The organism is Lachnoclostridium sp. An181, assembly GCF_002160325.1.
Lineage (GTDB): Bacteria > Bacillota > Clostridia > Lachnospirales > Lachnospiraceae > An181.
This window is the reverse complement of record NZ_NFKJ01000011.1, coordinates 59,083-83,713: the sequence shown is the minus strand read 5'-3', so window position 1 is coordinate 83,713 and position 24,631 is coordinate 59,083. Positions and strand designations below refer to the sequence as shown.

At 45.2% G+C, this 24,631-nt stretch carries 22 protein-coding genes; 8 read left to right on the top strand and 14 right to left on the bottom strand.

Translation table 11 applies throughout. The features are described 5' to 3' along the window. Nucleotides 1-30: 30 nt before the first annotated feature. The 5 genes from B5F18_RS08345 to B5F18_RS08325 all read right to left on the bottom strand — a co-directional run bounded on the left by B5F18_RS08345 (nucleotide 31) and on the right by B5F18_RS08325 (nucleotide 9,065). The gene (locus B5F18_RS08345) at nucleotides 31-5,412 is read right to left on the bottom strand and encodes a discoidin domain-containing protein (RefSeq protein ID WP_087157218.1); all 5,382 of its coding nucleotides are present in this window, start codon (nucleotides 5,410-5,412) and stop codon (nucleotides 31-33) included. Between the two features lie 303 nt (nucleotides 5,413-5,715). Then, complete coding sequence (locus B5F18_RS08340; protein WP_087157217.1) at nucleotides 5,716-6,471, bottom strand: sulfite exporter TauE/SafE family protein; 756 nt, start codon at nucleotides 6,469-6,471, stop codon at nucleotides 5,716-5,718. Then, complete coding sequence (locus B5F18_RS08335; protein WP_087157216.1) at nucleotides 6,465-7,760, bottom strand: amidohydrolase family protein; 1,296 nt, start codon at nucleotides 7,758-7,760, stop codon at nucleotides 6,465-6,467. Before B5F18_RS08335 ends, B5F18_RS08340 begins: the two co-directional genes overlap by 7 nt. 19 nt (nucleotides 7,761-7,779) lie before the next feature. Beyond that, nucleotides 7,780-8,226, bottom strand: a complete 447-nt coding sequence (locus tag B5F18_RS08330; protein ID WP_087157215.1) for a hypothetical protein — start codon at nucleotides 8,224-8,226, stop codon at nucleotides 7,780-7,782. A gap of 2 nt (nucleotides 8,227-8,228) precedes the next feature. Continuing rightward, complete coding sequence (locus tag B5F18_RS08325; protein ID WP_087157214.1) at nucleotides 8,229-9,065, bottom strand: DUF3100 domain-containing protein; 837 nt, start codon at nucleotides 9,063-9,065, stop codon at nucleotides 8,229-8,231. Between the two features lie 139 nt (nucleotides 9,066-9,204). Between B5F18_RS08325 and B5F18_RS08320 the strand changes: the two genes are divergently transcribed. From B5F18_RS08320 to B5F18_RS08310, 3 genes are all read left to right on the top strand, one after another. Further along, the gene (locus B5F18_RS08320) at nucleotides 9,205-9,906 is read left to right on the top strand and encodes a Crp/Fnr family transcriptional regulator (protein WP_087157213.1); all 702 of its coding nucleotides are present in this window, start codon (nucleotides 9,205-9,207) and stop codon (nucleotides 9,904-9,906) included. A 114-nt stretch (nucleotides 9,907-10,020) separates the two neighbouring features. Further along, the gene (locus B5F18_RS08315) at nucleotides 10,021-10,686 is read left to right on the top strand and encodes a cytochrome c biogenesis CcdA family protein (RefSeq protein WP_087157212.1); all 666 of its coding nucleotides are present in this window, start codon (nucleotides 10,021-10,023) and stop codon (nucleotides 10,684-10,686) included. A gap of 20 nt (nucleotides 10,687-10,706) precedes the next feature. Next, nucleotides 10,707-11,339 (top strand): TlpA family protein disulfide reductase, encoded by a 633-nt coding sequence (locus B5F18_RS08310; RefSeq protein ID WP_087157211.1) that lies wholly within the window; start codon nucleotides 10,707-10,709, stop codon nucleotides 11,337-11,339. Between the two features lie 45 nt (nucleotides 11,340-11,384). Here B5F18_RS08310 and B5F18_RS08305 read toward each other — a convergent pair whose 3' ends face one another. Beyond that, on the bottom strand, nucleotides 11,385-12,029 hold the full coding sequence (locus B5F18_RS08305; RefSeq protein ID WP_087157233.1) for an endonuclease III domain-containing protein: 645 nt from the start codon (nucleotides 12,027-12,029) through the stop codon (nucleotides 11,385-11,387). A gap of 252 nt (nucleotides 12,030-12,281) precedes the next feature. Next, nucleotides 12,282-13,367: a linear amide C-N hydrolase gene (locus B5F18_RS08295; RefSeq protein WP_087157209.1), complete on the bottom strand. Its 1,086-nt coding sequence runs from the start codon at nucleotides 13,365-13,367 to the stop codon at nucleotides 12,282-12,284. Nucleotides 13,368-13,501: 134 nt separating this feature from the next. Between B5F18_RS08295 and B5F18_RS08290 the strand changes: the two genes are divergently transcribed. Continuing rightward, nucleotides 13,502-13,966 (top strand): TspO/MBR family protein, encoded by a 465-nt coding sequence (locus tag B5F18_RS08290; RefSeq protein ID WP_087157208.1) that lies wholly within the window; start codon nucleotides 13,502-13,504, stop codon nucleotides 13,964-13,966. On the opposite strand, the gene B5F18_RS08285 is transcribed toward B5F18_RS08290, so the two are convergent. The 5 genes from B5F18_RS08285 to B5F18_RS08265 all read right to left on the bottom strand — a co-directional run bounded on the left by B5F18_RS08285 (nucleotide 13,963) and on the right by B5F18_RS08265 (nucleotide 17,693). Then, complete coding sequence (locus B5F18_RS08285) at nucleotides 13,963-14,601, bottom strand: hypothetical protein (protein WP_087157207.1); 639 nt, start codon at nucleotides 14,599-14,601, stop codon at nucleotides 13,963-13,965. The two genes, B5F18_RS08290 and B5F18_RS08285, sit on opposite strands and share 4 nt — an antisense overlap. Next, nucleotides 14,598-15,092: a GNAT family N-acetyltransferase gene (locus B5F18_RS08280; protein WP_087157206.1), complete on the bottom strand. Its 495-nt coding sequence runs from the start codon at nucleotides 15,090-15,092 to the stop codon at nucleotides 14,598-14,600. Before B5F18_RS08280 ends, B5F18_RS08285 begins: the two co-directional genes overlap by 4 nt. Nucleotides 15,093-15,266: 174 nt before the next feature. Next, entirely contained in the window at nucleotides 15,267-15,746 is a 480-nt protein-coding gene (locus tag B5F18_RS08275; protein WP_087157205.1) for a flavodoxin, read from the bottom strand. A 20-nt stretch (nucleotides 15,747-15,766) separates the two neighbouring features. Beyond that, the gene (locus B5F18_RS08270) at nucleotides 15,767-16,498 is read right to left on the bottom strand and encodes a RibD family protein (RefSeq protein WP_087157204.1); all 732 of its coding nucleotides are present in this window, start codon (nucleotides 16,496-16,498) and stop codon (nucleotides 15,767-15,769) included. A 19-nt stretch (nucleotides 16,499-16,517) separates the two neighbouring features. Beyond that, on the bottom strand, nucleotides 16,518-17,693 hold the full coding sequence (locus tag B5F18_RS08265) for an iron-containing alcohol dehydrogenase (protein WP_087157203.1): 1,176 nt from the start codon (nucleotides 17,691-17,693) through the stop codon (nucleotides 16,518-16,520). 172 nt (nucleotides 17,694-17,865) lie between these two features. Between B5F18_RS08265 and B5F18_RS08260 the strand changes: the two genes are divergently transcribed. From B5F18_RS08260 to asnB, 4 genes are all read left to right on the top strand, one after another. After that, a complete protein-coding gene (locus B5F18_RS08260) occupies nucleotides 17,866-18,297 on the top strand; it encodes a MerR family transcriptional regulator (RefSeq protein ID WP_087157202.1) in 432 nt (143 codons plus the stop codon). A gap of 94 nt (nucleotides 18,298-18,391) precedes the next feature. Beyond that, a complete protein-coding gene (gene dpsA / locus B5F18_RS08255; protein ID WP_087157201.1) occupies nucleotides 18,392-19,291 on the top strand; it encodes a dipicolinate synthase subunit DpsA in 900 nt (299 codons plus the stop codon). Further along, nucleotides 19,282-19,860, top strand: a complete 579-nt coding sequence (locus B5F18_RS08250; RefSeq protein ID WP_087157200.1) for a dipicolinate synthase subunit B — start codon at nucleotides 19,282-19,284, stop codon at nucleotides 19,858-19,860. The genes dpsA and B5F18_RS08250 overlap by 10 nt, the downstream gene beginning before the upstream one ends. Before the next feature lie 14 nt (nucleotides 19,861-19,874). Beyond that, a complete protein-coding gene (gene asnB / locus B5F18_RS08245) occupies nucleotides 19,875-21,728 on the top strand; it encodes an asparagine synthase (glutamine-hydrolyzing) (protein ID WP_087157199.1) in 1,854 nt (617 codons plus the stop codon). Between the two features lie 96 nt (nucleotides 21,729-21,824). Here asnB and rlmD read toward each other — a convergent pair whose 3' ends face one another. Both rlmD and B5F18_RS08235 read right to left on the bottom strand, forming a co-directional pair. After that, on the bottom strand, nucleotides 21,825-22,967 hold the full coding sequence (gene rlmD, locus B5F18_RS08240) for a 23S rRNA (uracil(1939)-C(5))-methyltransferase RlmD (protein WP_087157198.1): 1,143 nt from the start codon (nucleotides 22,965-22,967) through the stop codon (nucleotides 21,825-21,827). Nucleotides 22,968-23,080: 113 nt separating this feature from the next. Then, nucleotides 23,081-24,451: an MATE family efflux transporter gene (locus B5F18_RS08235; RefSeq protein WP_087157197.1), complete on the bottom strand. Its 1,371-nt coding sequence runs from the start codon at nucleotides 24,449-24,451 to the stop codon at nucleotides 23,081-23,083. Nucleotides 24,452-24,631 lie beyond the last annotated feature (180 nt).

The following is a 24,631-nucleotide window of genomic DNA, read 5'->3' as shown; positions in this document are numbered from 1 at the left end:
AAGGAACCCTGTTTCCAGAGTTCCTAAAATTTATTTTCTTTTCTTCCACGCCGCCAATGCTGCCACCGCTGCTGCCAATGCCGCTGCCGCCGCCGCGCCGTTTGTATCGTCTCCGGTCTTTGCAGATTTTGCTGCTGTGCCCTTTGCCTGGCCCAGGGAATTGTCTGTGCTTTTTCCTTTGTTGTCTGAATCTTTACCCTCGTCGCCGGTTCCGTTTGATGTTCCATTTGCATCTGCCACCAAGTCTTTTTGTTCATCTTTTACAGAAGTCAAGTTTGCTATCGCGTTCTCAAGTCCTTCTTGTGCTGCTTTGACTTCTTTTGTAGTGGCCTGTTCGTCTTCATATACTGCTTTTGCATCCATAAATGCTGTTCTGAATGCTGCAAATCCCGCTGCCTCGTAATCCGCCTCGTTGAAACTCTCGGCCTTATTTAACAGTGTTTCCAGAGCACTCTTATCCGGTTTCAGGAAAAGGCCTGCCATTGCATCCATAAGTGTCTTCCATGAACTGTCCACTTCTTCCTGCATTGCATCCCCGTCTTCATACACTGCTTTTGCTGCTGTCAGCGCTTTTGTGAATGCATCTTTTCCTGCATCCAGGTAAGAATCCAGGTTGCCATTCATCTCATCTGCCAGCGCGATAACCTTTCCAAGGTCCGTCTTGTCGCCCTGTCTGAAGGACAGATACTGCATTGCACTGATAAGCTCTTTCCATGCGCCGTCCACCATTTCCTGCGTTACGCTTGCATCGTGGGACTGTACTCTTGAAAGAATGTCTTTTGCATTGTCAAGCGCTGCCTGATATCTTTCCGCCACAGACGCAACCACGCCGTCTGTGCTCACTCCATCTGTAAGGCTTAATGCATACTCAAGAACTGCCGTGGAAATCTCTGTCGGCTCCTGCGGTTCTTCACCAGCTGCTATTATACGGATTTCCGCTGCACTTGCGTAATCCCCTGATGTTGTGATCGGAACGATCCTTACATTGGTGGCCTGTACTTCATCAAATGCTGCTGTCTTCCAGGATGCGCTTGTATCCCATTCTCCCTCTGCAACTTTTGTGTAAGTCTTTCCATTGTCATTGCTTACATGGATTTCATATTTCTTGATCTTTCCATTGTCCCCTGACTGGCGTGGAAGATATCTTACTCCGCACACGTTTTCTTGTTCTTTGAGCTGAATATCGATCCACCTATCTTCCATTGGAATGATTCCGCCGCTATAGTTTGTATGCCAGATCGTACTCGTATTTCCGTCCAAAACATTGGATGCAGGGCCTTCCGTTCCGCTGGACGCGTGCTGGCTTCCTGCTGTCGCAACCTGTCCTTCTGTGGACATTGTTTCGCAGCTGCCCATACTGGATACTTTCACGGTATAGGTTGTGGAGCTTGACTGCATCTGCGATTTTACAATGACTTTAATGTCTTTTTCCATGAGAGCACTGTCCAGTTTTACCGTATATCCTGTTCCGCTCTCCACTTTATTTCCATCTACATAAACAATCGCTTTGTCACTGTTTACTGTTGGGATGATCGTCACTTCACCTGCCTGATTTCCGATATCCACTGCATACTCATATGTGTCTTTGTCGAATTCTTTATCAAGTTCTCCTCCTGTAACCTGCAGGTTCTTAAGGGAACTGTCTTTGTCAAGCTTGCTTGTGTCCACAGCATTTTCTTTTGTGGAAACCCAAACCGGTTTGCCGGCTTTTACAGTCTCTTCTTTCACTCCGTCATAGAAGTTTACAGCAACTTTCTTATCACTCAAAAGCTGTACGCTGACATTGGATACTACATCTTCCTCCGGTGTGATGTTTACTGTTTCGCCGTCCATAGTCACTTTTGCATTGTATGCTTCAAAGCTTCCGTCTTCCTTTTCCACAACATATGCCTTTGTGAGGGCAACTTCTCCCATTGCTTTAAATACTTCGTGCACATCGTTGTCACAACAGGAACCTTGTCCTCCGCCCATTGCTGTGTATCCGGTTACATAGGTATTCTTTGGCGCTTTCCACCAGTAACTGATCATTGGCACATACTCTTCGCCGATCACTTTATCCACATGTTTTCCTACGATCTTCTCGCCCTCAGATGCCTCTTCGTCTTTTACAAAGAATTTCGTATGTCTTTGCGGATCCGCGATAAATGCCCAGTTCAAAATACCATCATATCCCATCAGCTGTGCACAGGACCCCATGGCATTCATACCGCGTTCCAGATAGTCTGTATTTCCTGTCAACTCATAGAGATTGAACAATCCGTAAATACTCCATGCAGACCATCCGTGCGGGGAGTTCATCATGTTCGGCGCATCGGATGTAATTCCCATCTCCACATCATACTGTGCCTCCCAGAACCGGAGGGTACCTCCGTTCATGCGGGAATCCGGAATAACGGACTGCTGGTGGGAAGTATGGCGTTTCATATATTCTTCCGCAGCTTTAGTATATTTTTCTCTCTGCTCACTTCCCTCCGGGAACATCAGCGCAAATTCTGACAACTGTGTGATGGAGCAGGAGTTTGCACCGTCCTCAAAGGTCCCCTGGCCTTCTGTGTCAAAGTTTCCATCCACACGCACCAGTTTATCCATGGCTTTTGTCAGGGAATCCATGTGCAGTTCATATCTTTCTTTATAGTAAGCCCTGTCTTCCTCACTCAGGGACTCATCGTTCATCAGATCCTTTTCCACATACGTAAGCTCCATAATGGATTTTGCCGGATAGATAACAGAAGTATAGTCTGTGCTTCCGCTGTAATATCCTCCATCTTCGCCTTGTTTTGTCATCAGATAATCAGCCAGTCCCTCCGCGCGCTCCAGATCTTCCATATTTCCGGAGCTTTCATACTGATCGACTGAAATCCCGAGTGTTGTGGAGTGGTTCTGGATGCGGTCCTGCCAGGAAGTAGGGATACCTGTGTTCACATCGTACATCAAAGGATATACTTCCTCAAATTTTGCATCGATCTGTTCATCCAGCTCATCGTCAGGGAAATATTTCTTTGCCACATAACCGGAGTAAAAACCATAGTAAGTCTCTGCATGGGAGCTTCCCTTCTGAGGAGCCTCCACTGCTGCCTGCCTTGCTTTCTTAATATACCAGGACCAGTCTTTACGGATGCTCAATGTCATTTCGCTGAGATATCCGGCCTCATTTTCTGCCATGACTTTATAGACGCCCTCCGTCTTTTCTCCAGCCTCAAATACTGCCTTGTAGACCCCTTCAGACTCTTCTTTCACAGAAAGTGCGGATGTATTTCCATCCGGATCTTCGACTTTCAGTTCATCATCCACGATCGGAGATTCCGATAAAATCGTGATCTGGCTTTCCTCCTCCTGCGCCAATGTATAACGGTCTGCATCAAACATCGGCAGCTGTGAATTTTCTGCGATAACAGGTTTTACACTTTTTGTATCATTTATCTCTTCCACTGGCTGCAGATAAATATTCCATGTCTTCTCTTCCTTTGCCTTCAGATGATCCAAATCCTGCGGATGTCTCTCCGGCAATTTTCCGGACTGTAAAACATCCAGGGAAGCGGAATAAATACGGTGCGCTCCGCTTTCATAGTCCAATGTGTACGATGCAACCGGATTGTCCGTGGATATGGTCATCAGTCTTCCTGACGGTGTTGAGAAATACCCCCATGCATGAGTCTTTTCACATCTTATCAGTGTCGGGAAAAGCTGGTCATTGTAATCCGGATATCTTTCCAGATAAGTGTTGAACCCAAGCTGAATGCTGGCCTGCTCAATGTCCACATCCTCATCTTTATTGTTTTTGATGGACGCGGTCACGACAAGCTGCTCTTTTTCGTTGACAGTATAGTGCATGGTAAAGGTCAGATCCTGTCCGTTCTGTTTATAGTTTCCGGTATACACAAGACTTCCGTCATCCTGCTCTTCCACAAACGGAAGACCCACTTTTGTTCCGTTCAATGTCCACGCAAACCCGCTGTATTTATCTGTCCGAACCGGGATATTGTACATTTCCCCGCTAATCTTTGTTTTCAAAGACTGTATTTCCCCGCCTGAAAAATTGATCTCCCAGTTATCGGTCTTGATCGTCTCATCCAGATTGACAGGCGCCTCGTCAGATACAGTCACGGCACTCACGTTCATATTGCCCCATTGAGCGTCGTATACTTTTGTCACCACTGCACGCACCTTTACCACATCATCTTCTTTTGCGGTCTGGTATTGCAGCCTTGCCACCTGATAGTTTGTCGTATCCGGTGTTGTGTTGGAACTTCCAAAACTTGTGGTGTACTGAACCTTATCATTTACAAGCACTTCCACTTTTACATCCGATGCCCATGCCCCTGCATACAGACTTACATATTTCATGTCCGTACTTCCAGGAAGGGTAAACTCAATTCCACTTCCCTCGCCCTGGAATACAAATGCGCGGTGTCCTCCGCTTTCTTCCTTAGGCGTCATTCCATCCGAGTAAATGAACGCCGTCTTTGCTTTTTCGCTGATCGGATCGCTCTGTGACCTTCCTATTAATGTCACATCACTGATCAGATGCTCATCCACCGCTTTTCTGTTGTAATCCTGCAGATTTGCATTATTTAAATAAAACCAGTCCAGCTTTCCGTCCGATGTCAGATTGGAAGATGCAGGAGCAGCTTTCATCTCTCCTCCGACAAGGCTGCCGTCATCCACTACACGCTTTGTTCCAAGAGTAATGCCCCCGATATTCATGTTTCCGTATACTGCATCGTAAACTTGATCGACCATCACAGTGACAACGACTTCATCGTCCTCACTTTCTGTGTGATAATCCAGCTCCAGTACCTGATATTTTGCAGGACTTCCGGATGTGGTATCTTCACTGCCGAACACATTGCTGTATGTCTCCTCTCCATTTACGGAAACTGTCACTTTGATATCCGCTGCCCATGCTCCTGTGTAGATATCCAGATATCTTTGTTGTGTACTGGCAGGAACATGGAAGGAAAATCCGTTCCCCTGCCCTGTAAACACAAGCGCTTTTCTGTTGTTCTCCTCTGACATCATCGGTGACATTCCATCACTGTAGACAAATTCGCTCTGAGAATTTCCTGTCACATAGTCCTGCTGTCCTATCAATGTCATATCAGTGATGCCAGGTTCTGTCACATTTTTCCGGTTAAAATTTCCAAATTGATCTGAATCCATGTGCACCCAGTCAATGTCCCCTTGTTTCGTCAGATTCGCCCAGGCCGGAGCTGCTTTTAGCAGTCCTTGAACTAACTCCTCGTCTGCTTTCGTCTCATCTGTCTGCGCTAAATTGTCCGCCGTCTTTGACACACCGATCATGTTACTGTCCGCTGCTTTCAGCGGCATACCCGGAAGGCATGATACGGCCATTGCTGCTGCAAGAGAATACGCGCCTGCCTTTTTCCAGGCCTTTTTTCCTCGTTTCCCCATTCCATACACCTTTCCTTTCGTAGCTTCCTCATTTTGTTGTTGGCGAATATATTATAACACATCCGCTTTATTTGTTAATAGAAATAACTATTATATTTATTTTTCATCATTTTGCACATTATTTTTGTATGTTTTTATTCTTATTGCACAATCATTTGTTTGTTTCAAAGTTATAGCATCTAAAAGTCTTTTATTTTCAAACACTTTTTAATTTTAAAGGGCTATGACCCGGAACACTTTTTAGCCCTAAGTTATTCCGTTGCCACAGCCCTATGCTTTAACCTATCATATTCAGCTACTTCTTTACCCTATCAACTTCCAGATTGCTATCAAAACAGAGAAGACGGCAATTCCTTTTTTCAGTGCTCCCTGGTGAATTCTCTCAGCCTGATTGCTTCCTGCATACACGCCGATCCCATGAGCGAGCGCAGAGACAAGAAGGGGAACAAGCAGGGTTTCCATTTTGCACTGAAGAAAATATCCCACGCCCGCAGGGATGGCAATAAAAATGGAATCAAACAAGGCAATCCCCACTGCCATGCGCACATTTACTCCGAACAGCACAAGGAGCGGCATAACAAGAACCGGCCCCCCTGCACCTGACATGGAACACACTGCACCTGTCAGAACCCCCAATACCACTGCTGCTGCCGGATATTTTTTTAATAAATTCCCTTTTTCTTTCCGTGTTTCATTTGGCTCTTTTCTAAGAAGAATGGAAATTCCTGAGAGCAGAACCACCAGGTACAGCAAGATCTTGACTTTATCCTCCGGTATCTGCACATTCAAAAACACGCCCAGCAAAGCCCCCAAAAAACTGCCTGCGCTCAATGTCCACGCAAGCGGCATGTCCAAGTTTTTTTTCTTATAATAAGTTCTTGAGCCAAGCACTCCTGAAATCAAAAATGCAAAAAAGCTAAGCGCCAGACTTTCCGTCACGCTCATATGCAGATATCCTGCATACAGCATAGGCAAAAGAAAACCGGCGATCCCGGTCATCCCGATCAGTCCTCCGATGACCAGATTGGCCGCGGCAATAATGAGTATCTCCACTACCATCCAAGTTCTCCCTTCTGATATTTGGCTGCCTCAAAGAGGATTTCCTCCTCATCCATAGTCAGCACCCTTCTGTCCTTCATGAGCAGCTCTCCTCCCACGATCATGTGGGAAACATCCCCTGCGTTTACGCTCTCCACAAGCGTGTTTACAAGATTTCCGCTTGGGAGGAGATGTGGCTGCATCAGCCGGATCCCAATGATGTCCGCTTTTGCGCCCTCTTTCAATACTCCGAGACTGCCTTCTTCGTTGAGCGCCTTTGCTCCGCCCTCGAGAACGATCTTTAAAATCTGCCCTGCCGGCATGATCTTCGGCTCTGCCAGAGGCACCCCCTGTACAAGGTTCACAATGGACCGAAAAATTTTCATCTCATTCCACAGACTCATTCCCCCGTGCGCGGTTCCGTCTGTCCCAAGGCCTACGGAAATTCCTTTTTTCAACAGCTGCGGCGTCTTTGGAGCAGCTTTTCCACAATTGCTGAACGGACAGTGACAAATTTTCACTTTCCGCTCTTTTAAGATCTCCATCTCATCCTCTGATAAAAGGAGACTGTGGGCACCCAGAAAGTTTTCGCCCAACAGCTTTCTGCTCTCCAAAAATTCATACGGTCTCATCTTATAGTGCTCAAGAAAATAATTGATTTCCCCCGGATATTCATTCATGTGCGCCTGCAGCATGGTTTCCTTCTCCAAAGCTCTCATGGCCGCCTTCTCCATCAACTCTTCTGAGCAGGATATCAGGGAGCGCAGAGAATAATACACTTTCAGATTTCCCCTTCCATGCACACTCTCATATAGCTCGTCTGTTTTTTTCACGGCACTGTCCGCATTATCCTCAATACTTTTTGGCAGCCCTTTTTGATCCATGGTGGAGTAGGACAGTGCGCCCCTAAGACCTGATTTTTCATAAACCTCTGCCGCTGTTTCCATAAAATAGCTTCCTGCATCCACAAACCCGGTGGTCCCGGATTTTATCATTTCAAGAGCAGCCACCTTTGCACTAAGCCTCATTTTTTCCTCTGTCAGTGTACTCTCAAAAGGCAGCATGACCCTTGTCCATATCATCGGCATCTCATCCAGCACTTTTCCTCGCAGCAGCTGCTGCCCTGTGTGCATATGGCTGTCAATGAGCCCTGGCATAAAAAGGAAACCTTTCCCTTCCAGCACTTCCTCCTTTTCCTCAAAGGACAGCTGTTCCCCGATTTTTGCAATTTTTCCATCCCGGATCCGGATATCTTTTTTCTCCTGAATGTTCAGGTTTTCATCCAAAATCATTGTATTCTTAATTAGCATAAAGACACACCACCTGTCTCTAAACCGTGCCTGTCAGTTTCAAAAGAAGTTGTGAGATCAAGGCAGAACCCACAAATGTACCTGTCATGACAAAAATTCCAATGATGATCATTTTCCAACCCTGTTTCACAAATGTCTTAATCTGGTCGCTGATGGACATCCCCGCAAACGCACCTACCAAAGTGATCGGTGCAGTGAAATTGATCTTTCCTGCAGCATCAATGACAAACTCCCGGATCGGTGAGATCGGGCATGCTGCCAACAAGCCGATGATGGAGCAGTACGCCACGATCGGAAGTTTCAAAGGGATCACTTTTGTGCACACCACTGCCAGCAAAGAGATGACAAGAAGTACCAGGATCCCAGGGAGGGATTCCAGAAAGCCGACCTGAAATCCAACGAAGTTTGCAAGTGCGATTCCAAGTCCTGCCAGAATAAACAGTACGATCCATTCTACATATCTCATGATTATTGTTCCTCCTTGTTCTTTTTCCCAAGCCTTCCGATCCTTGGTTCCAATATATCGTACAGCTTATTGCAGAGCGGAATCCCCACAAAGATCGCCACATAGATTCCCGTGATGCCGGACAATGTCTCACTTGCACTTGCCAGGGCTGAAATCTGTTCAGACATGGACGGATAGATGGCGGACAGTGATGCCGTTGCGCTCGCCATCATGATTCCCGCTCCCACACCGGACGCCATTCCCAGCGCATACGGGTGGAAGAATCCGGTTGCCGCGGCCATTGATGTCAAAAATCCAAAATAAATGGTTCCCACCATTCCACCTACAATGTAGATAGAAAGACTTCCCCTTGCCTCCGGTGAATTAGGGCCATACATATCTGTGATAAGCGCCAGGTTTGTCTCCCTGTTGATAGAATGTGTCGCTCCGACTGCTTCCCTCTTTAGCCCTAAAAGCAGTGCAACCGGAAGGGCCAGGAAAATGGTCCCAAGATTTCCGATTTCCTGAAACAAAAGCGCCGGCCCTGCTGAGATCACAGTCTCAAGACTTGCTCCTGCATTGATACCAAGTTTTGCGATAAAAGGACAGATTCCGACAATGACAAGGCTTGATGCCGCCTTAACTTCCTTTTTCTTCAAAATCTTAAGAGCCTGCGGTCCTACAAGGATCCCAAGAATGATCGCATAAAAAATCGGGAACAAAATAAATGTCCCAGGTCCCATCGGCACCTGAATCTGTCCGATAGAATCTGCGATCAAAATAAACAGAAATCCAAGAATATAAACTTTGTACTCGTTCTTCACGCGCGCCCCAAGTGATGGGTAAGATTGTTTTTCCATATTACTTTCTCCCTCGTATTCTCATTTTTCGCCCTATTATATCCGGGAACAGGCACAGAAAAAAAGGACAAATGGGAAGATTTTGAACATTTTTTTCCTTTTTTGTATTATAATGTTGAAACAAAGAGGAGGGTTTTTCATGACGATCGACGACGTTTTAAAAAAAGTGCCGGAACTTAAAGAGTACATACAGACAATGCCGGATGACATCCGGCAAAGATGCGTGGTAAAGGTACATCCGCCAGGCTATATCATCCACCAAAAAGACGCGCCTTTGGACTATTTTGGCATTGTTGCTTCCGGAGAACACCGGGTGATCAATGAATTTGAAAACGGAAATGTTTTCATGATCGAAAGAAATGAACCGATTGATTTTATCGGCGAAGTGACTATACTCGCAGAGAAACCAAGGACCTCTGTTACTATTGAGACGACTACAGAGAGCACGATCATTTATATGAGCAGAAAAGATTTTGAATACTGGATTTCCAGGGACATCCACTTTTTAAGACTTGTGTCCCGCAAAGTCGCTTTCAAACTCTACCGCTCCTCCTACAACCGCGGGGCAAAACTTTTTTATCCGCCCCATTTCCTTCTCCTTGATTTTCTCACACGCTATGCCAATGCAAACGGCATCCGCCAAAAAGGACAGATTACCGTGCCTCTTACAAGACAGGAACTGTACGAGGAGATCGGGGTCACTGTGAAGACCATCAACCGTACGATTGCAAGACTGAAAGACGATGGTATCATCAAACTGGAAAAGGGGAAGATCACCATGACTTTGGAGCAATATGAAAAGGCCGGAAAATACGTTTCCCCGTTTAGCATTCTTGAATGACCACAGCCGCGGCCATGATTTTTCCGCGGCTGTTTTTGTGATTTCATCACTTTACAAAAGCAGGATTTTATGATTATCTATAGACATTACGATATCAATTAAAGGAGCAGACATATGGAATTTTTGATTACTTTTTTAGAGGGCATGATCACCTTCATTTCCCCATGCCTTCTCCCCATGCTCCCGGTCTATGTATCCTATCTGGCCGGGGGAGAACCGGATGCAAAGGGACGGCGCATCCTTATAAACGCCTCGGGGTTTATCCTTGGCTTTACCATTGCCTTTGTCGTGATGGGCGCATTTGCCGGAAGTATCGGCATGATGCTGCGCTCTCACCAGACGATCGTCAATCTTGTGAGCGGACTTATCGTTGTATTGTTCGGGCTTAGTTTTCTTGGCATTTTCCGTCTTCCGTTTTTCCATGGAAATAACCACGAGGCAAATGTCCACAATATGAATTTTCTCAAAGCGATCATCTTTGGCATGATCTTTTCCATTGGCTGGACACCATGTGTCGGCGCTTTTTTAGGCTCCGCCCTGATGCTTGCCTCCCAGCAGGGTTCCGTGCTCAAAGGAGTGCTGCTTTTACTCGCTTACTCACTTGGACTTGGCGTGCCGTTTTTCTTCAGCGCCATCCTTCTTAAGCAGCTGCAGTCCGCATTTACCTGGATCAAAAAGCATTATGGTGTGATCAACAAAGTGTGCGGAATTCTTCTCATCATCGTCGGCATTGCGATGGCCGCGGGATGGCTTAGCAAATTATTGTTTTTCTTAGCATAGTAATTTTGGAGGAGTGTATCATGAAATCAAAGAAAAAATTTATCCTTCTGCTGGCAGTTTTTATTATCCTGATCGCGGGCAGTGTCATTGCATACCAGGCATTAAAGGACAAAGGGCAGGCAAATGTGCTCAAAGAGGCAAATACAACGAAGGATACAGACAAAAAAAATGCATCATCCGAACAAACGGACAATGCAAACGATACTTCCGATTCCAATGAGGGAGCCGGTTCCTCGTCCATGCAGGCACCTGACTTTAGTGTATATGATGTATCCGGAAAAGAGGTATCCTTGCACAGCCTTTTTGGAAAACCGATCGTACTTAATTTCTGGAACAGCAACTGCCCTCCGTGCAAACAGGAAATGCCGGAGTTTGAAGAAGTATATCAGTCCAGAAAAGATGACATCACCTTCGTCATGGTGGATACGGTCGGATTTATGGGCGAGACACTGGAGGCTGGAAAAAAATACGTTGAGGAAGGAAAATTCACCTTCCCTGTCTACTATGACACCAGCCAGGAGGCTGTCTACACGTACGGAGTTTCCGCTTTCCCGACCACCTATTTTCTTGACAAAGATGGAAATGTAGTCACAGGCGCACAGGGCGCGATCGACAAAGCAACTTTGGAAAAAGGAATCAGCATGATTGAATAGGGGCCTGGCACAAAGTGCCCGCCCCTTTTTTAATTCATTGTCCTTTTACTTTACTCCGATCTTCGGACAAATATCCGCAATGCAGCATTTGTCACAGTGCGGAGTTGTCCTTGCTGTACATACATCTCTTCCATGATACACAAGCCTGTGGCAAAAATTGCTGCCCTCCTGTGGAGGAACCAGTTTCCACAGTGCCATCTCCACTTTTTTCGGCTCTTTGATGTTGTCCACAAGCCCCATCCGGTTTACAAGGCGGATACAGTGCGTATCGGTCACAATGGCCGGCTTTCCAAACACATCTCCCATGATCAAATTGGCACTTTTTCTTCCCACTCCCGGCAGTTTTAAAAGCGCGTCAAAATCATCCGGCACCATGCCGTCATACTCATCCCGGATAATTTTCATGCACGCGCTGATATCCCTTGCCTTGCTCTTCCCAAGTCCGCATGGTCTTACGATCCTTTCAATATCGTCCACATCCGCATCTGCAAGTGCATTCACATCCGGATATTTGGCGTACAGGTCCTGCACGACCACATTGACTCTTGCATCCGTACACTGTGCGGCCAGTCTCACACCGACCAGCAGTTTCCATGCCTGGTCTTTTTCATACTCGAGCGTACAATCTGCATCCGGATACTCCTCTCTAAGTCTTTCTATTATTTCCAACGTCAGCTTTTCTTTCGTCATGATTTCAACCTCTTTATCTTTTTGTTCTTTTCCTATTTTAACATAGATCATCCTGTTCATCCACACAAAAAGCCGGAGCACCACGCTCCGGCAGAGGAAAGTATTTATGAAAAAGATTTTTTACAAAGGAGTTTGTTTCCTTTGTTAAGTATACTATACCCTTTTTTTGTGAAGGAACTGTGACCGGCTTCTTAATGATTTGTGAAGGAAATCTGATAAATTTATTACATTCTCTGTATTCTGGCCAACCTTTTAGGAAAGGCGGCAAAACTCTGCCTTTTCCTTAAGCGGAAATTCCCTTTTTCTTCTGTCCTGCAAAAGCGTTCTCATGTCCACGCATCTGATTTGTTGGTTTTCGTACGTTGTCCAGTAAAAACTCAGAGACTCTGCACACATCACTGCCGTATAAACTGTATAATCATACGGGACAAGCCCTTCCTCTATTTCTGTAATCTCACCTATTTGGCCTACCTTCACAAGTCCGGCAGGAAAAGAGACATGGCCCATCATATGAAAGAGACCTGCAACCCCTTCTTCCTCATTTCTTCCTTTTTGCATAAATTCCTTTAAAAATGCAAGCCTGACAAACCGGGACGGAGACGAACAATCTCCCGGCAGCCCCAAAGCTCCGCTGCCGGAAAAACAAGGATTTAGTACATGACTATTTATCACTCTCTTTCCATAGTCCTCATCCCGAATGTGCATGTAATTGAGTAAATTTGTACAGTGCCAGTCATAGCCCGGGCTGTTTGTCAGCACACCCATAGCATCTTCATACAGAAAAAGGCCTTCTTTCCTTGACTCGATTACAATGGAACGCCCTTGTTTATCTGTAAACATCCAGTGTAATGGTGGAACGCTGCCAAATATCGGCTGCATGGCAAGCTGAATATTCTCTTTCATTTCCCTTGCAACCTCCCCTACATCCCTGCAGGTTGCAAGAAGATAAGTTACCAGTAACGGCGGCGCCACCGGTGTGCGCTCTTCATTTGTTTTCCGGGAGAAATCTGCGAACTCCCGGTAGTAGAGCTGTCCCCCCATAAGCCCCTCTTCATTCATACCCTCGTAAAAAATGGGACAATCCAAAGAAAGAGAAACCCCGATTCCAATGATCCCGTATATCGTCTTTCTTTCCCTGTCCCCTTTCCCCGTCGGCTCCTCTTCCGGACAGATTTGATAGGGAGTTTTTGCCGGAATGAAAAAGACATTTGTCCCCTTTGCAAGCCGGTTAAAATCAAAATTTCTCCCCCACAAATGTTTCCCATCCATTGTCTCCCACGATACTGCACTGCATCCTGCATTCATACAGGCCGCTTTCTCTTTATGATCCACTTCCATTGTTGTCCCCTCCGGTTTTTTCCAAACAATTCTTCGGATAATGAACGATTATGCCCAATTGTCCTCAAAATATTCGTATATTTATTTCCTCTTCCTCATAGGATATATCAACAAAATTTCCGGAAGTAAACCTTATGAAAATCAAAGATAAGTCTGTTTTTGCGATCTTTCTCCTCACTCCCCTCGCCATCGGCTCCATTTCCTCTCTGCTTAGCGGAAATGCCAGAGGATATGACGATCTGATCCTGCCATCATTTGCACCGCCGGCCGCACTGTTCCCCATTGTGTGGGCCGTACTCTATCTCCTCATGGGCATCAGTGCATACCTGATCTATGAAACAGAAGATCCGAAGAAACAAAAAGCTCTGTTCCTCTATGGACTTCAGCTGTTTTTCAACTTTACGTGGAGTATCCTGTTCTTCGGATTTTCACAATATTTTCTTGCATTTTTATGGCTGCTGGCACTGCTTTTCATCCTCACCTTGATGATCTACTATTTTTACCAAATCAGCCCTCTGGCCGCTATTCTGCAGATACCGTATTTTCTGTGGTGTGTATTTGCCGCAATCCTTAATTTTGCGGTGTACAAAATGAATTAAAACAAAGGCAGCAATCTGTCAATTCCCATCAGCTGGTCATACATCAGCCAATTTGCCGGGCCTTCGCCAAAATCCTGGATCTGTGGGTGTTCATTGAGATATGTGTACTGGGCATACCCTTGAATGTACGCTTCCGTGATATCGTCCCAGTCTACCAGCTTATCCTGGGAATTGACGTCTTTTGCGTTTAATTTCACTGCAACATAATAATCCTTTGGAAGATTTTCAAACTGTTCCACATTTACAAGCAGCCTTCTGTGTATGTTGCGAAATCCCGTCTTGATATCCACAGACATTCCGTTTCTGGTCCTGAAATCAAAATTATCCACATTTGTCTGCCCCTCATAGATTTGAAACATGCCCCGGATGTCCACCTGTTTTCCTTTTTCATCCAAAAATTTGGCAAAGGCAAGTTCCCCAAGTTTCCCCATATACGTTCTCTGTATCTCAATCTTCTGCTGCAGCGACACATCATGAGAATTTTTCACATTTTCAGGCAAAAGTCTGGAATACTGATTGTCTGTAAGGATGATGTTCTTTGCAAAGTCAAGCGCCAGTGCTTTCATATCCTCTGTGATCTCTACGCTGTAATAAATAATCTCATATCTTCCCCGCATCTGCTTATACGCCTTCATCTTTTCGTCCCTCCTTGTGTATCCTGAAACGTTTCCTGTTCTTGTCTCTTTTCCATGACATAATTCGTCAAAAAAATGCCCTGTCTTTCGACCTGCTGTTTTTTCACAACCTGATACCCCCTTTTTTCAAAAAAGGGTTTTGCAGTAATGGACGCATGTGTCGTAAACTTTTTGCTCCCCACGGACAATTCCAACGCATCACAGAGTTCCTTTCCCACACCCCTGCCCTGACAATCTTTATGCACATACAGTCTGTCCAGATATCCGGTATCGTCCATGTCGGCAAATCCCACGATCATTTCCTTTTCAACTGCCACATATGTGCAGTGCTCCAAAAAGGATTGGTTCCATTTTTCCAAATCTATCTTTCCAGTCGCCCAGACACACAATTGTTCTTCTGTGTAATCTTTGGAATTGACAGTGTGTACGGTTTCATAAAACAGTTTGCTTAAATCTACACAGTCCTCTTGTTTGTATTTCCGGATATACATCTGCCTGTCTCCTTTTTCTTATAGCATAAATTTCTAAACTGATTATACTTCCTACTAATGAACAAGGCAATGGAAAGGACAAATTTATAGGGGTAAGGAATGATTCATATGAATCATTCCTTACCCCTGTTAAGACTGTCTGTTTCCTGACTGACCTTTACTGTACAGCCAGTTTTATACTGTTGCTTGTTCTGTCCACGCCTTCAATTCCGGTTCGCTTACGCTTATTGAAAATCTCTTTCCTTCTTTTAGTACCGCGCCCGGGCAGGAACCTGCCAGCTCTGCGTTTGTATTTCCCATACCGCTGCCGCCGGAAGTTGCAAAAGGAATCACTGTTTTCCCTTTCAGATCATACTGTTCCAGAAATGTATTGATAATGGTCGGAGCCACATACCACCAGATTGGAAATCCTACATAAATGATATCATATTGGTCCATATGCTCTACCTTATTTGCGATTTCCGGGCGGAACGCTTTATCTTTCATCTCCACGCTGCTTCGGCTGTTTGGATTGTTCCAATTCAGATCCGCAGCAGAATACGGCTGCTTTGGCTCAATCTCATGTAAATCTGCTCCTGTTGTTTCGGCCAGTTTGCTGGCCAGTTTTGCGGTCACACCGCTCGCTGAAAAATATGCTACCAATGCTTTGCTCATCTTTACCGCCTCCTAAATTTTTAATTTTCGTCGTATAAAACTTTGTAACGCAGCCAAAGGCTGTCTCCTTCTTTTCTTTGCACATCCAAAAGTTTGAAGTCAATTGCCCGATCCCGGCCAAATCCCTCTCCGCATTCAAATAACGTAGGTGTCTTGGAAGAGCCGTCCGCTGAGGCCGCCATCACAATGCTGAGTTCATCGCACATGCCTGCCTGGATAAACGACCAGTTCAGTACTCCCCCGCCGCCAAGCATCAATGTCTTGATTCCAAATATTTCTTTTATTTTTTTCAAAACCAGCGCGTAATCCAGTCCTTCTTTTCCACAAATGATATAGGAAATCCCCCTTTTTCTCAAAAAAGCTTTGTATGCATTGGACGCTTTTTCCGTCAGCACTTCCAGCACATGTGCCTTTGTATCCTGGTATATCACTTCATTGGACTCCCAGCCAAGTTTTCCCGAAGGATCTACAGATACATAATACATCGGCAGATCCGGGGCTACAATATAATCCCCTTCCGGCACTTTAGGCGCACTTTCATCCAATTTGGGTTTTTTGTAAAATGTAAAGTTGTCATCTGTTGTCACTCTTCCCGACAGCCAGCCTCTGTGTTCATAATACGGATGTTCTCCAAATGCAATATTGTAAAAAACCTCTCCTGCTTTTTCACTGTTTTGGGTTGTCATATAATTTCCCATGATCTTGCCGTCCAGGGACGTCATCATGTGGCAGAAAATATATGGTCTTTCCATCAAATTCACTCTCCTTATTTTAACGGTAGGATTTCTCAAAAATTCCTGCGCAGTCTTCGTCCGTCATCTCACATGGATTTGCAAGGAAAAGGCCTCCCTGCATACTTCTTGCGCCTTTGGCAAGTGTCATGGACTCCTCCGGGGTAAAACCGTAATCACTCATTCTCAAATCAGCCACCCCGCACGCCTCCTGAAGATTTACCAAAGCTGTGATAAAATCTTCCGGTTTATCGGCATCTTCTATTCCCATTGCCTTTGCCATTTTGATAAACTGTTCATCGCATGCATGGCGCTCAATGAAAAACTCTGCAAATGCCTTGGAGATCATGATCAGTCCTGCTCCATGCGGCAGGTTATGGTGATATGCACTCATGGAATGTTCCATGGAGTGCTGGGCTGTTGTGCTCGTAAGCTGCATGGTCATTCCCGCCATGGTACTTCCATAGGCCACATGCTCGCGCGCCTCCAGGTCATTTCCATCCTTTACTGCTCTTGGCAGATATTTGGCAATATGCTCGATCGCGGAAAGCGCGATTGTTTCACTTAAAATATTCACACCCTTTGACATCATGACCTCTGTATTGTGGAATAATGCGTCAAATCCCTGGTATGCCGTGTATTTTGGCGGAACTGTCCGCATCAGTTCCGGATCAACAACCGCAAGCACCGGAGTCAGTCTCGGATCGCCAAATCCGATTTTTTCTTTCGTTTCCAGGTTGGAGATTACGCCCCAGCAATTGATCTCAGAGCCTGTTCCTGCAGTTGTGGTGATGGTGACGATCGGCAGCCCATTGTTTTTTAACATCTTGCCTTTCCCTGTTCCGCCGCACACATAGTCCCATAAATCGCCTTCATTTGCCGCCATCGCGGAGATCGCCACGGAGGAATCCAGGACTGCTCCTCCTCCCAATGCCACGAGGAAATCACAGCCATTATCTTTTGCAAAAGCCGCGCCTTCCATGACTGCTTCTTTTAATGGGTTTTCCATAATTCCATTCCATACAACACTTTCCACATTCGCCCTCTCAAGCTGTGCAAGTGTGCGGTCAAGATATCCGTTTTCCTTTGTGGATTTTCCATTTGAAATGATCACCATTGCCTTCTTGCCCGGCATTGCCTGATCTCCCAATTCATTGAGTTTACCTGCTCCAAACAAAATCCTTGTTGGGTTATTGAAATCAAAATTCATATTCATGGTTTAAACTTCCTTTCTTTCATCCAGATCAACGCATTGATCTGCAATTTTTACGATTAAAGCAACCTCTTGTTGACATGGTTGGTTTTTAGTTTTAACATGATTATAGAACCTGAAGTTAACTTTAGGTCAAGACATTTTATTAAAATTTTTTATTTAAAGGAGAACGTATATGTATCATTCTATTGGAGAAATTTCAAATATGACCGGTATTGCGATATCCACGCTGCGATACTACGACAGAGAGGGAATGTTCCCTGGACTGGAGCGCTCCAACGGAGGGATCCGCGTCTTTTCCGACAAGGAGGTCGCTGCACTGCGCGTCATTGAATGCCTGAAAAACACCGGAATGTCCATCAAGGATATCAAAGAATTCTTAAGCTGGTGTCAGGAAGGCGACTCCTCCCTGAAAAAGCGCCAGGAATTGTTCCACAACCGTATGAAAGAAGTAGAACGGCAGATGGAGGCTCTCAAGGAGACAATGAATCTTTTAAAATATAAATGCTGGTATTACGATACAGCCGTAGCCGCTGGTACAGAAGACGCAGTGAAATGTATTGCGGCCGAAGATATTCCGGTGGAGATCAGAAAGTATCAAATATAAAAAAGCCCAGTTATAACCAGCAGGACAATCTCTTCTAAATAACACATTTCCCCGTTTCTACATATTATAAATTAAACTTCTTTGGAGGTTCTCAATGAACTACCAGTACGATTATGCAGTCATAGGCGGCGATACGCGTCAGGTGTATCTTGTAGAAGAGCTTGCGCACCATACAACCCGTATCTGCCACTATGCCCTTTGTGCAACACCGGATCATCGTCGTTGTTCGGATACCTCTCTTGTTGCCGCCAAAAGTTCTCTGGAAAAAATCTGTAATGTCTCCTCTTGCATTATCTGCCCCATTCCTTTTACCAGAAATGGGAATTTTTTGAATCAATCCGTATTTGACGAGGATCTGCCCATAAACCTCATTCTTTCTAATCTGAAACCCGATCAAACACTCTTTGCGGGATGTATACCTGAAAAATTCAGATTAGAAGCTGTGGGAAGGGGTGTACATGTCTTTGACCTGATGTCAGATCAGTCTCTGGCCCGTTATAACAGCATTGCAACAGCCGAAGGCGCCATATGTGAAGCAATCCGGCAAAGCCCTGTAAATCTGCACAAAAGTTCCTGCGCAGTATTAGGATATGGAAAATGCGGCAGCACTCTCTCATGCTACCTGAAAGGAATGTTTGCCAATCTGTATGTTGTTTCCAATGAAGAAGACGAACGTGCGAAGGCCGCCCTTATTGCTGACAGAACCGGAACCTTAAAAGATTTTGGAACATGCGTGGGAGATTTTGATTTTATCTTTAATACAATCCCCTCCAAAGTGATAACTTCAGACCTTTTATCAGAGATGAAATGTACTGTTGCGATCATCGATATCGCCTCTGCTCCCGGCGGCGTGGATTTTGCATCTGCCAAGAAACTTGGGATCAATGCTCTGCCTTGCCCAGGTCTCCCTGGAAAATATGCTCCTTCCTCATCCGCCAAAGCCATAAAAGAAACAATTGAAAGGATTCTAAAGGAGGAACAAAAATGTCTTTAAAAGGAAAGCGTGTAGGAGTAGCCCTTACAGGCTCTTTTTGCACATACGAAAAGGTATTTAAAGAACTTCAGAAACTCACTGACCAAGGAGCCTTAGTACAGACAATCTTTTCAGATGCCGCCACAACCATTGACAGCCGCTTTGGAAAAGCAGAAGACTTTATGAAAAAAGCCGAGGAAATCACAGGCAATAAGCCGATCACTACCATCTCTGATGCCGAACCGATCGGGCCTGGTAACCTTCTGGATATCCTCGTTCTTTTTCCATGTACCGGCAATACGATTGCCAAACTTGCCAACGGCATCACAGATACCCCTGCATTGATGGCGGCAAAAGCACATCTTCGGAATAATAAGCCTCTGCTGATCTCAATCTCCACAAACGACGCCCTTGGTATGAATATGAAAAATATTGGCCTGCTGCTGAATGCAAAAAATATTTACTTTATTCCTTTTGGCCAGGATAACCCGGAGAAAAAGCCAAATTCCATGATCGCGCATACAGAGCTTTTGATCCCTTCCCTGGAAACTGCTCTGGAGGGCAGACAGTATCAGCCTATCATATGTTAAAAGGAGTGTAAAAGATGTGTGGAATTGCAGGTTTTTATAATGCTAATGAAAATTACACCGCAAAAAAAGACAAATGGGAGCAAATCCTGGATGATATGAACCGTGCGCAAAAACGCAGAGGCCCTGACGATGAGGGGACTTATCTAAGTCCTCTGTGCGGTCTGGCCCATGTGCGGCTGGAAATCATTGACCTGCTCACCGGGCAGCAGCCCATGGTAAGAAAACAGTCAGGCAGAGAATGTGCGATTGTCTTTAACGGTGAAATCTATAATATGCAAGAATTGAAAACAGAACTTTTGTCGGAAGGAGCTACATTCCATACCACCAGTGATACGGAAGTGATACTGGCCGGATATATGCTGCACGGTAAAGACTATATCAAAAAACTGAATGGAATTTTTGCGATTGCACTTTGGGATTCCATACCTGGTCAGATTTATCTGTTCCGGGACCGCCTTGGTGTGAAACCCCTGTTCTATACGATGATAAACAAAACACTTGTTTTCTCCTCTGAGATTAAAGGTCTGTTCGCCTATCCGGGTATCAATCCCGTTCTGGATAGCAGCGGACTTTGTGAAATTTTTGCACTTGGCCCTGCAAAAACTTATGGAAAAGGTGTTTTTAAAAATATCAAGGAAGTCCTCCCGGGCCACTGCCTTATCTTTAATCATGAATCCTGTACCATTGAACCCTACTGGAAACTGGAAAGCCGTCCTCATGAAGATTCCATGGAAGAAACCATTGAAAAGACCGCATGGCTTGTGGAAGATGCTGTAAAAAAGCAAATGCTTTCGGATATTCCAATCAGTACCTTTCTTTCCGGCGGCCTGGACAGCAGTCTTGTCACAGCAATCTGCGCCAGAGAGCTAAAAAAGCAGGGAAAAGTACTGAATACATTTTCCTTTGATTTTCAGGATAACAACAAATATTTTGAGTCAAATTCTTTCCAACCCAGCCAGGACCGGCCATATGTGGAACAAATGGTTGCCTTTGCCGGCACAAACCACCATTTTCTGGAATGCAGCAACCAGGATCAGCTGGAGTGTCTCTATAAAGCAGTGGATGCCAGAGATCTCCCCTGCATGGCTGATGTAGAGTCCTCCATGCTGTATTTTTGTTCAAAGGTTACGGATTACAATAAGGTCACATTGACCGGTGAGTGTGCAGATGAAATCTTTGGCGGTTATCCGTGGTTCCACGATGCAAAAGCATTTCAAACAGATGCATTTCCATGGTCCATGAGTATGGAACCCAGGCAGGCACTTTTAAGCGATGATGTCATTCAAGCCCTGCACATGGAGGAATATGCCCGCGCAGCTTATGAACAAACCATTCACGAAACCCCTCTCCTGCCCGAAGACACTCCGGAAGAGAAACGGAGACGGGAAATTGCATATCTGAATCTGCGCTGGTTTATGGTCACGCTTCTGGACCGGATGGACCGCACCAGTATGTACAACGGATTGGAGGCAAGAGTGCCTCTTGCTGACCACCGGATCGTGGAATATGTTTTCAATATACCATGGCACATCAAATGCCCGAATGGCATTGTAAAGGGGCTGCTGCGGCACGTTGGGGAAGGAATGCTGCCAGATGACATCCTTTGGAGGCGAAAGAGTCCATATCCCAAAACTTATGATCCTGCCTATGAAAAAATGCTGGGAAACCAGCTGAAGGAAGTTCTTTTTGACCCCTCCGCACCGATCCGGCCATTATTGGACGATAAAAAAGTCCACGCATTCTTAAACAGTCCGTCCGATTATGGAAAACCATGGTACGGACAGCTGATGGCCGGACCGCAAATGCTTGCCTATATGCTGCAGGTAAATTATTGGCTGGAAAAATACCACATTCAAATCGTACAATAAATTTTCCAAATAAAGAAGATCACCCACCGTACCTGCCGGGATCCTTCGATGCTTTGCGATCCCGGCAGAGTACCGGTAGAATTATCTATTCATAGATTAAGATTTCCGCTCCAGGAGTACAACCGTCTCCACATGATCCGTGTGCGGAAACATATCCACCGGCTGTATGCGCCGCACCTTCCATCCCATTTTTCTCAAAATCTCCAAATCTCTTTTCTGGGTTTCCGGATTGCAGGAAATATACACCAGTTTTTTCGGGGCCATCAGGTTTACTGCCGCCAAAAATTGCGGAGTACTCCCGGCTCTTGGCGGATCCATAAATACCACGTCCACGCATTCACCTCTTGCCGCCATGCGCTGTATGGCATCACTTGCATCTGCATTTACGAAACGGACATTTTGAATCCCATTGATTTTCGCATTTTCCACTGCACATTTGACGGCCTGTCCATTTCTTTCAATCCCAATCACACTTTTTGCGTGTCCTGCTGCCACCAATCCAATCGTCCCCACTCCACAGTAGGCGTCCAAAACACTCTGTGTCCCGTCTAGCGCTGCCATCTCAATGGCTGTCTTGTACAAAACTTCTGTCTGTACAGGATTCACCTGATAAAAGCTTGATGCAGAAATCCTAAAATCCACTCCGCCCAGACAGTCCTCAATAAATCCTCTCCCATAAAGCACTCTCTCGGAAAATCCCAGCACTGCGCTCGTAGAGCGCGGATTGATATTCTGGACAATGGTGGTGATTTTCGGGCACTTTTGTCTTACTCTTTTTACAAAATCTTTTGCCCCGGGCAGTACTTTTTCTGAAGTTACCAAAACCACGAGAAGCTCATCTGTCTTCAGGCTGTGCCGCACAAGAACATGGCGTATCAGTCCTGTTTTTTTATCCTCATCATACGCCCGGTAACGGCATTCCCGCGCTGCTTTCCGCACTGCCTTTATGGCCTCGTCAAGCGCGGGGTGATGCAAAAAACACGTATCCACAGGCAGAACATAATGGCTGCCCGATGCATAAATACCGCTGATCAGCTGCCTTCCTTGGATTTCGGCAAAGGTGGAGATTGCTTTGTTCCTGTAATGCCATGGATGTTCCATGCCTTTTACGGGCTGCACTTTTGCAAAGCATCCCAGCAGCTTTTTTACATATTTTTGTTTCTTTTTCAACTGTTCTTCATACGGCATCAGAAGCATCGGACATCCGCCGCAGCCTTTTTCTTTCAATTTACAATCCATTGTCTTTTATATACGGTTCCTTTCCATAGCCTTTTATCAATGTGCCTCTCCATTGATATCATTTTCCTTCCAGCAGGTGTTCACCAGCCAAAACAAACGTAAAACTAACCACATTATAGCAAGCCATTCTCACATTTACAATCAACATCACTGCTGTTTTCATTTTTCAACTGTTTTGTATATTTTACCATCTCTTTTATGACATAAACTGCGACGATCATTTCTGTCACCGGCATAGCGAACCAAATGAAATCGGCCCCAACAATTGACGGCAGCAAATATATAAAAATTCCGCTGATGATCAATCCCCTGCTCACAGAAACAACAAATGCCGCTTTCGGCTGCATCAAAGCCTGGAAATAATAAGTCGAAAAAATGTTCAGCGGCAACAAAAGGAAAGAAATTCCATAGTACCTGAAGATTGCCGGTGCTATTTGCAGCACCTCTTGCGTAGGGGCCATAAAAATGCGGATAAACATATTTGGGACCGCCAAACTCAACACTGTCCACAGAACGCTGAAAAATGCGGTTGTCCCCAATGCATATTTCAATGTCTCTCTGATTCTTTTGCCCTTTCCTGCGCCAAAATTTGTGGAAATGATCGGCTGAGCAGCCTGCCCGACACTGTAAGCACAGCACTGTACAAATGTACTGATATTAACGATTATCCCGTACACAGCCAAGGCATTTGTTCCCAGATACTTCATGATCTGTCTGTTAAACAGGATCGTAAGGATCCCCATTGCCACATCGATAAAAAAGGTCGAAAACCCTGTGACAAAAATCTCTTTCAATTTTTTGAATAAATGAGTCGGCCTGACCAGATGCAGGGAATTTTTCTTCTGAAAGAAATGGGACATCATGACAACAAAACTGATGGCCGAACCAATGGCTGTGGCAAGCCCTGCTCCATATGCACCCATATCACAGGTAAACACAAAGAAATAGTCTCCAAATATATTAAAGATTCCACCTGTCAAAACAGCTCCTGTTGCAAGAGCCGGATTCTTATCGTTTCGCAAATATGCTGCCAACATCTGATTGAACAGGAAACACGGGATTGCAAACTTGATCGGAGCAACATATTCTTTTGCCAGTACCAGCGTGTTGTCCTTTGCCCCAAAAATCAACAGCAGTTTCTCATCAAAAAATACGATCACAAGCCAAATAATCGCAGTAAGAATAAGAGAGCCGATCACTGAGGCCGTAAAATATTCGTTTGATTTCTTCTGGTCACCCTCTGATTTGCCGCGGATAATACTAAAAAGCACTGACCCACCGATGCCCATCAAAAGGCCAAAACTGTAGATGATATTCCATATAGGAGCAACCACTGCCAGAGCTGCCGACCCTTCTGGTCCATGATACTGACCGACCATCGCCATATCTACTATGGAATAAATCGCCGTGATCAAGGCACTCCCAAAAGCTGCCGCTAAATATTTAAAGTAAATCTTTTTAATTTTTTCGTTTAGAAAATCCATTCTTTTTTCACACCTCCGCTTATATTGTTAAAAACAAAAAAAGCCGGATAAAGAACAGACATTTCAGCCTGTGCCTTATCCAGCCAATCATTTCCAACGAATGATCTGCCCTCCGAGCAAGCATTAGTATTATAGAAATTTTTATGGGGTTTGTCAATAAGGATACTTGTTCGGAACATT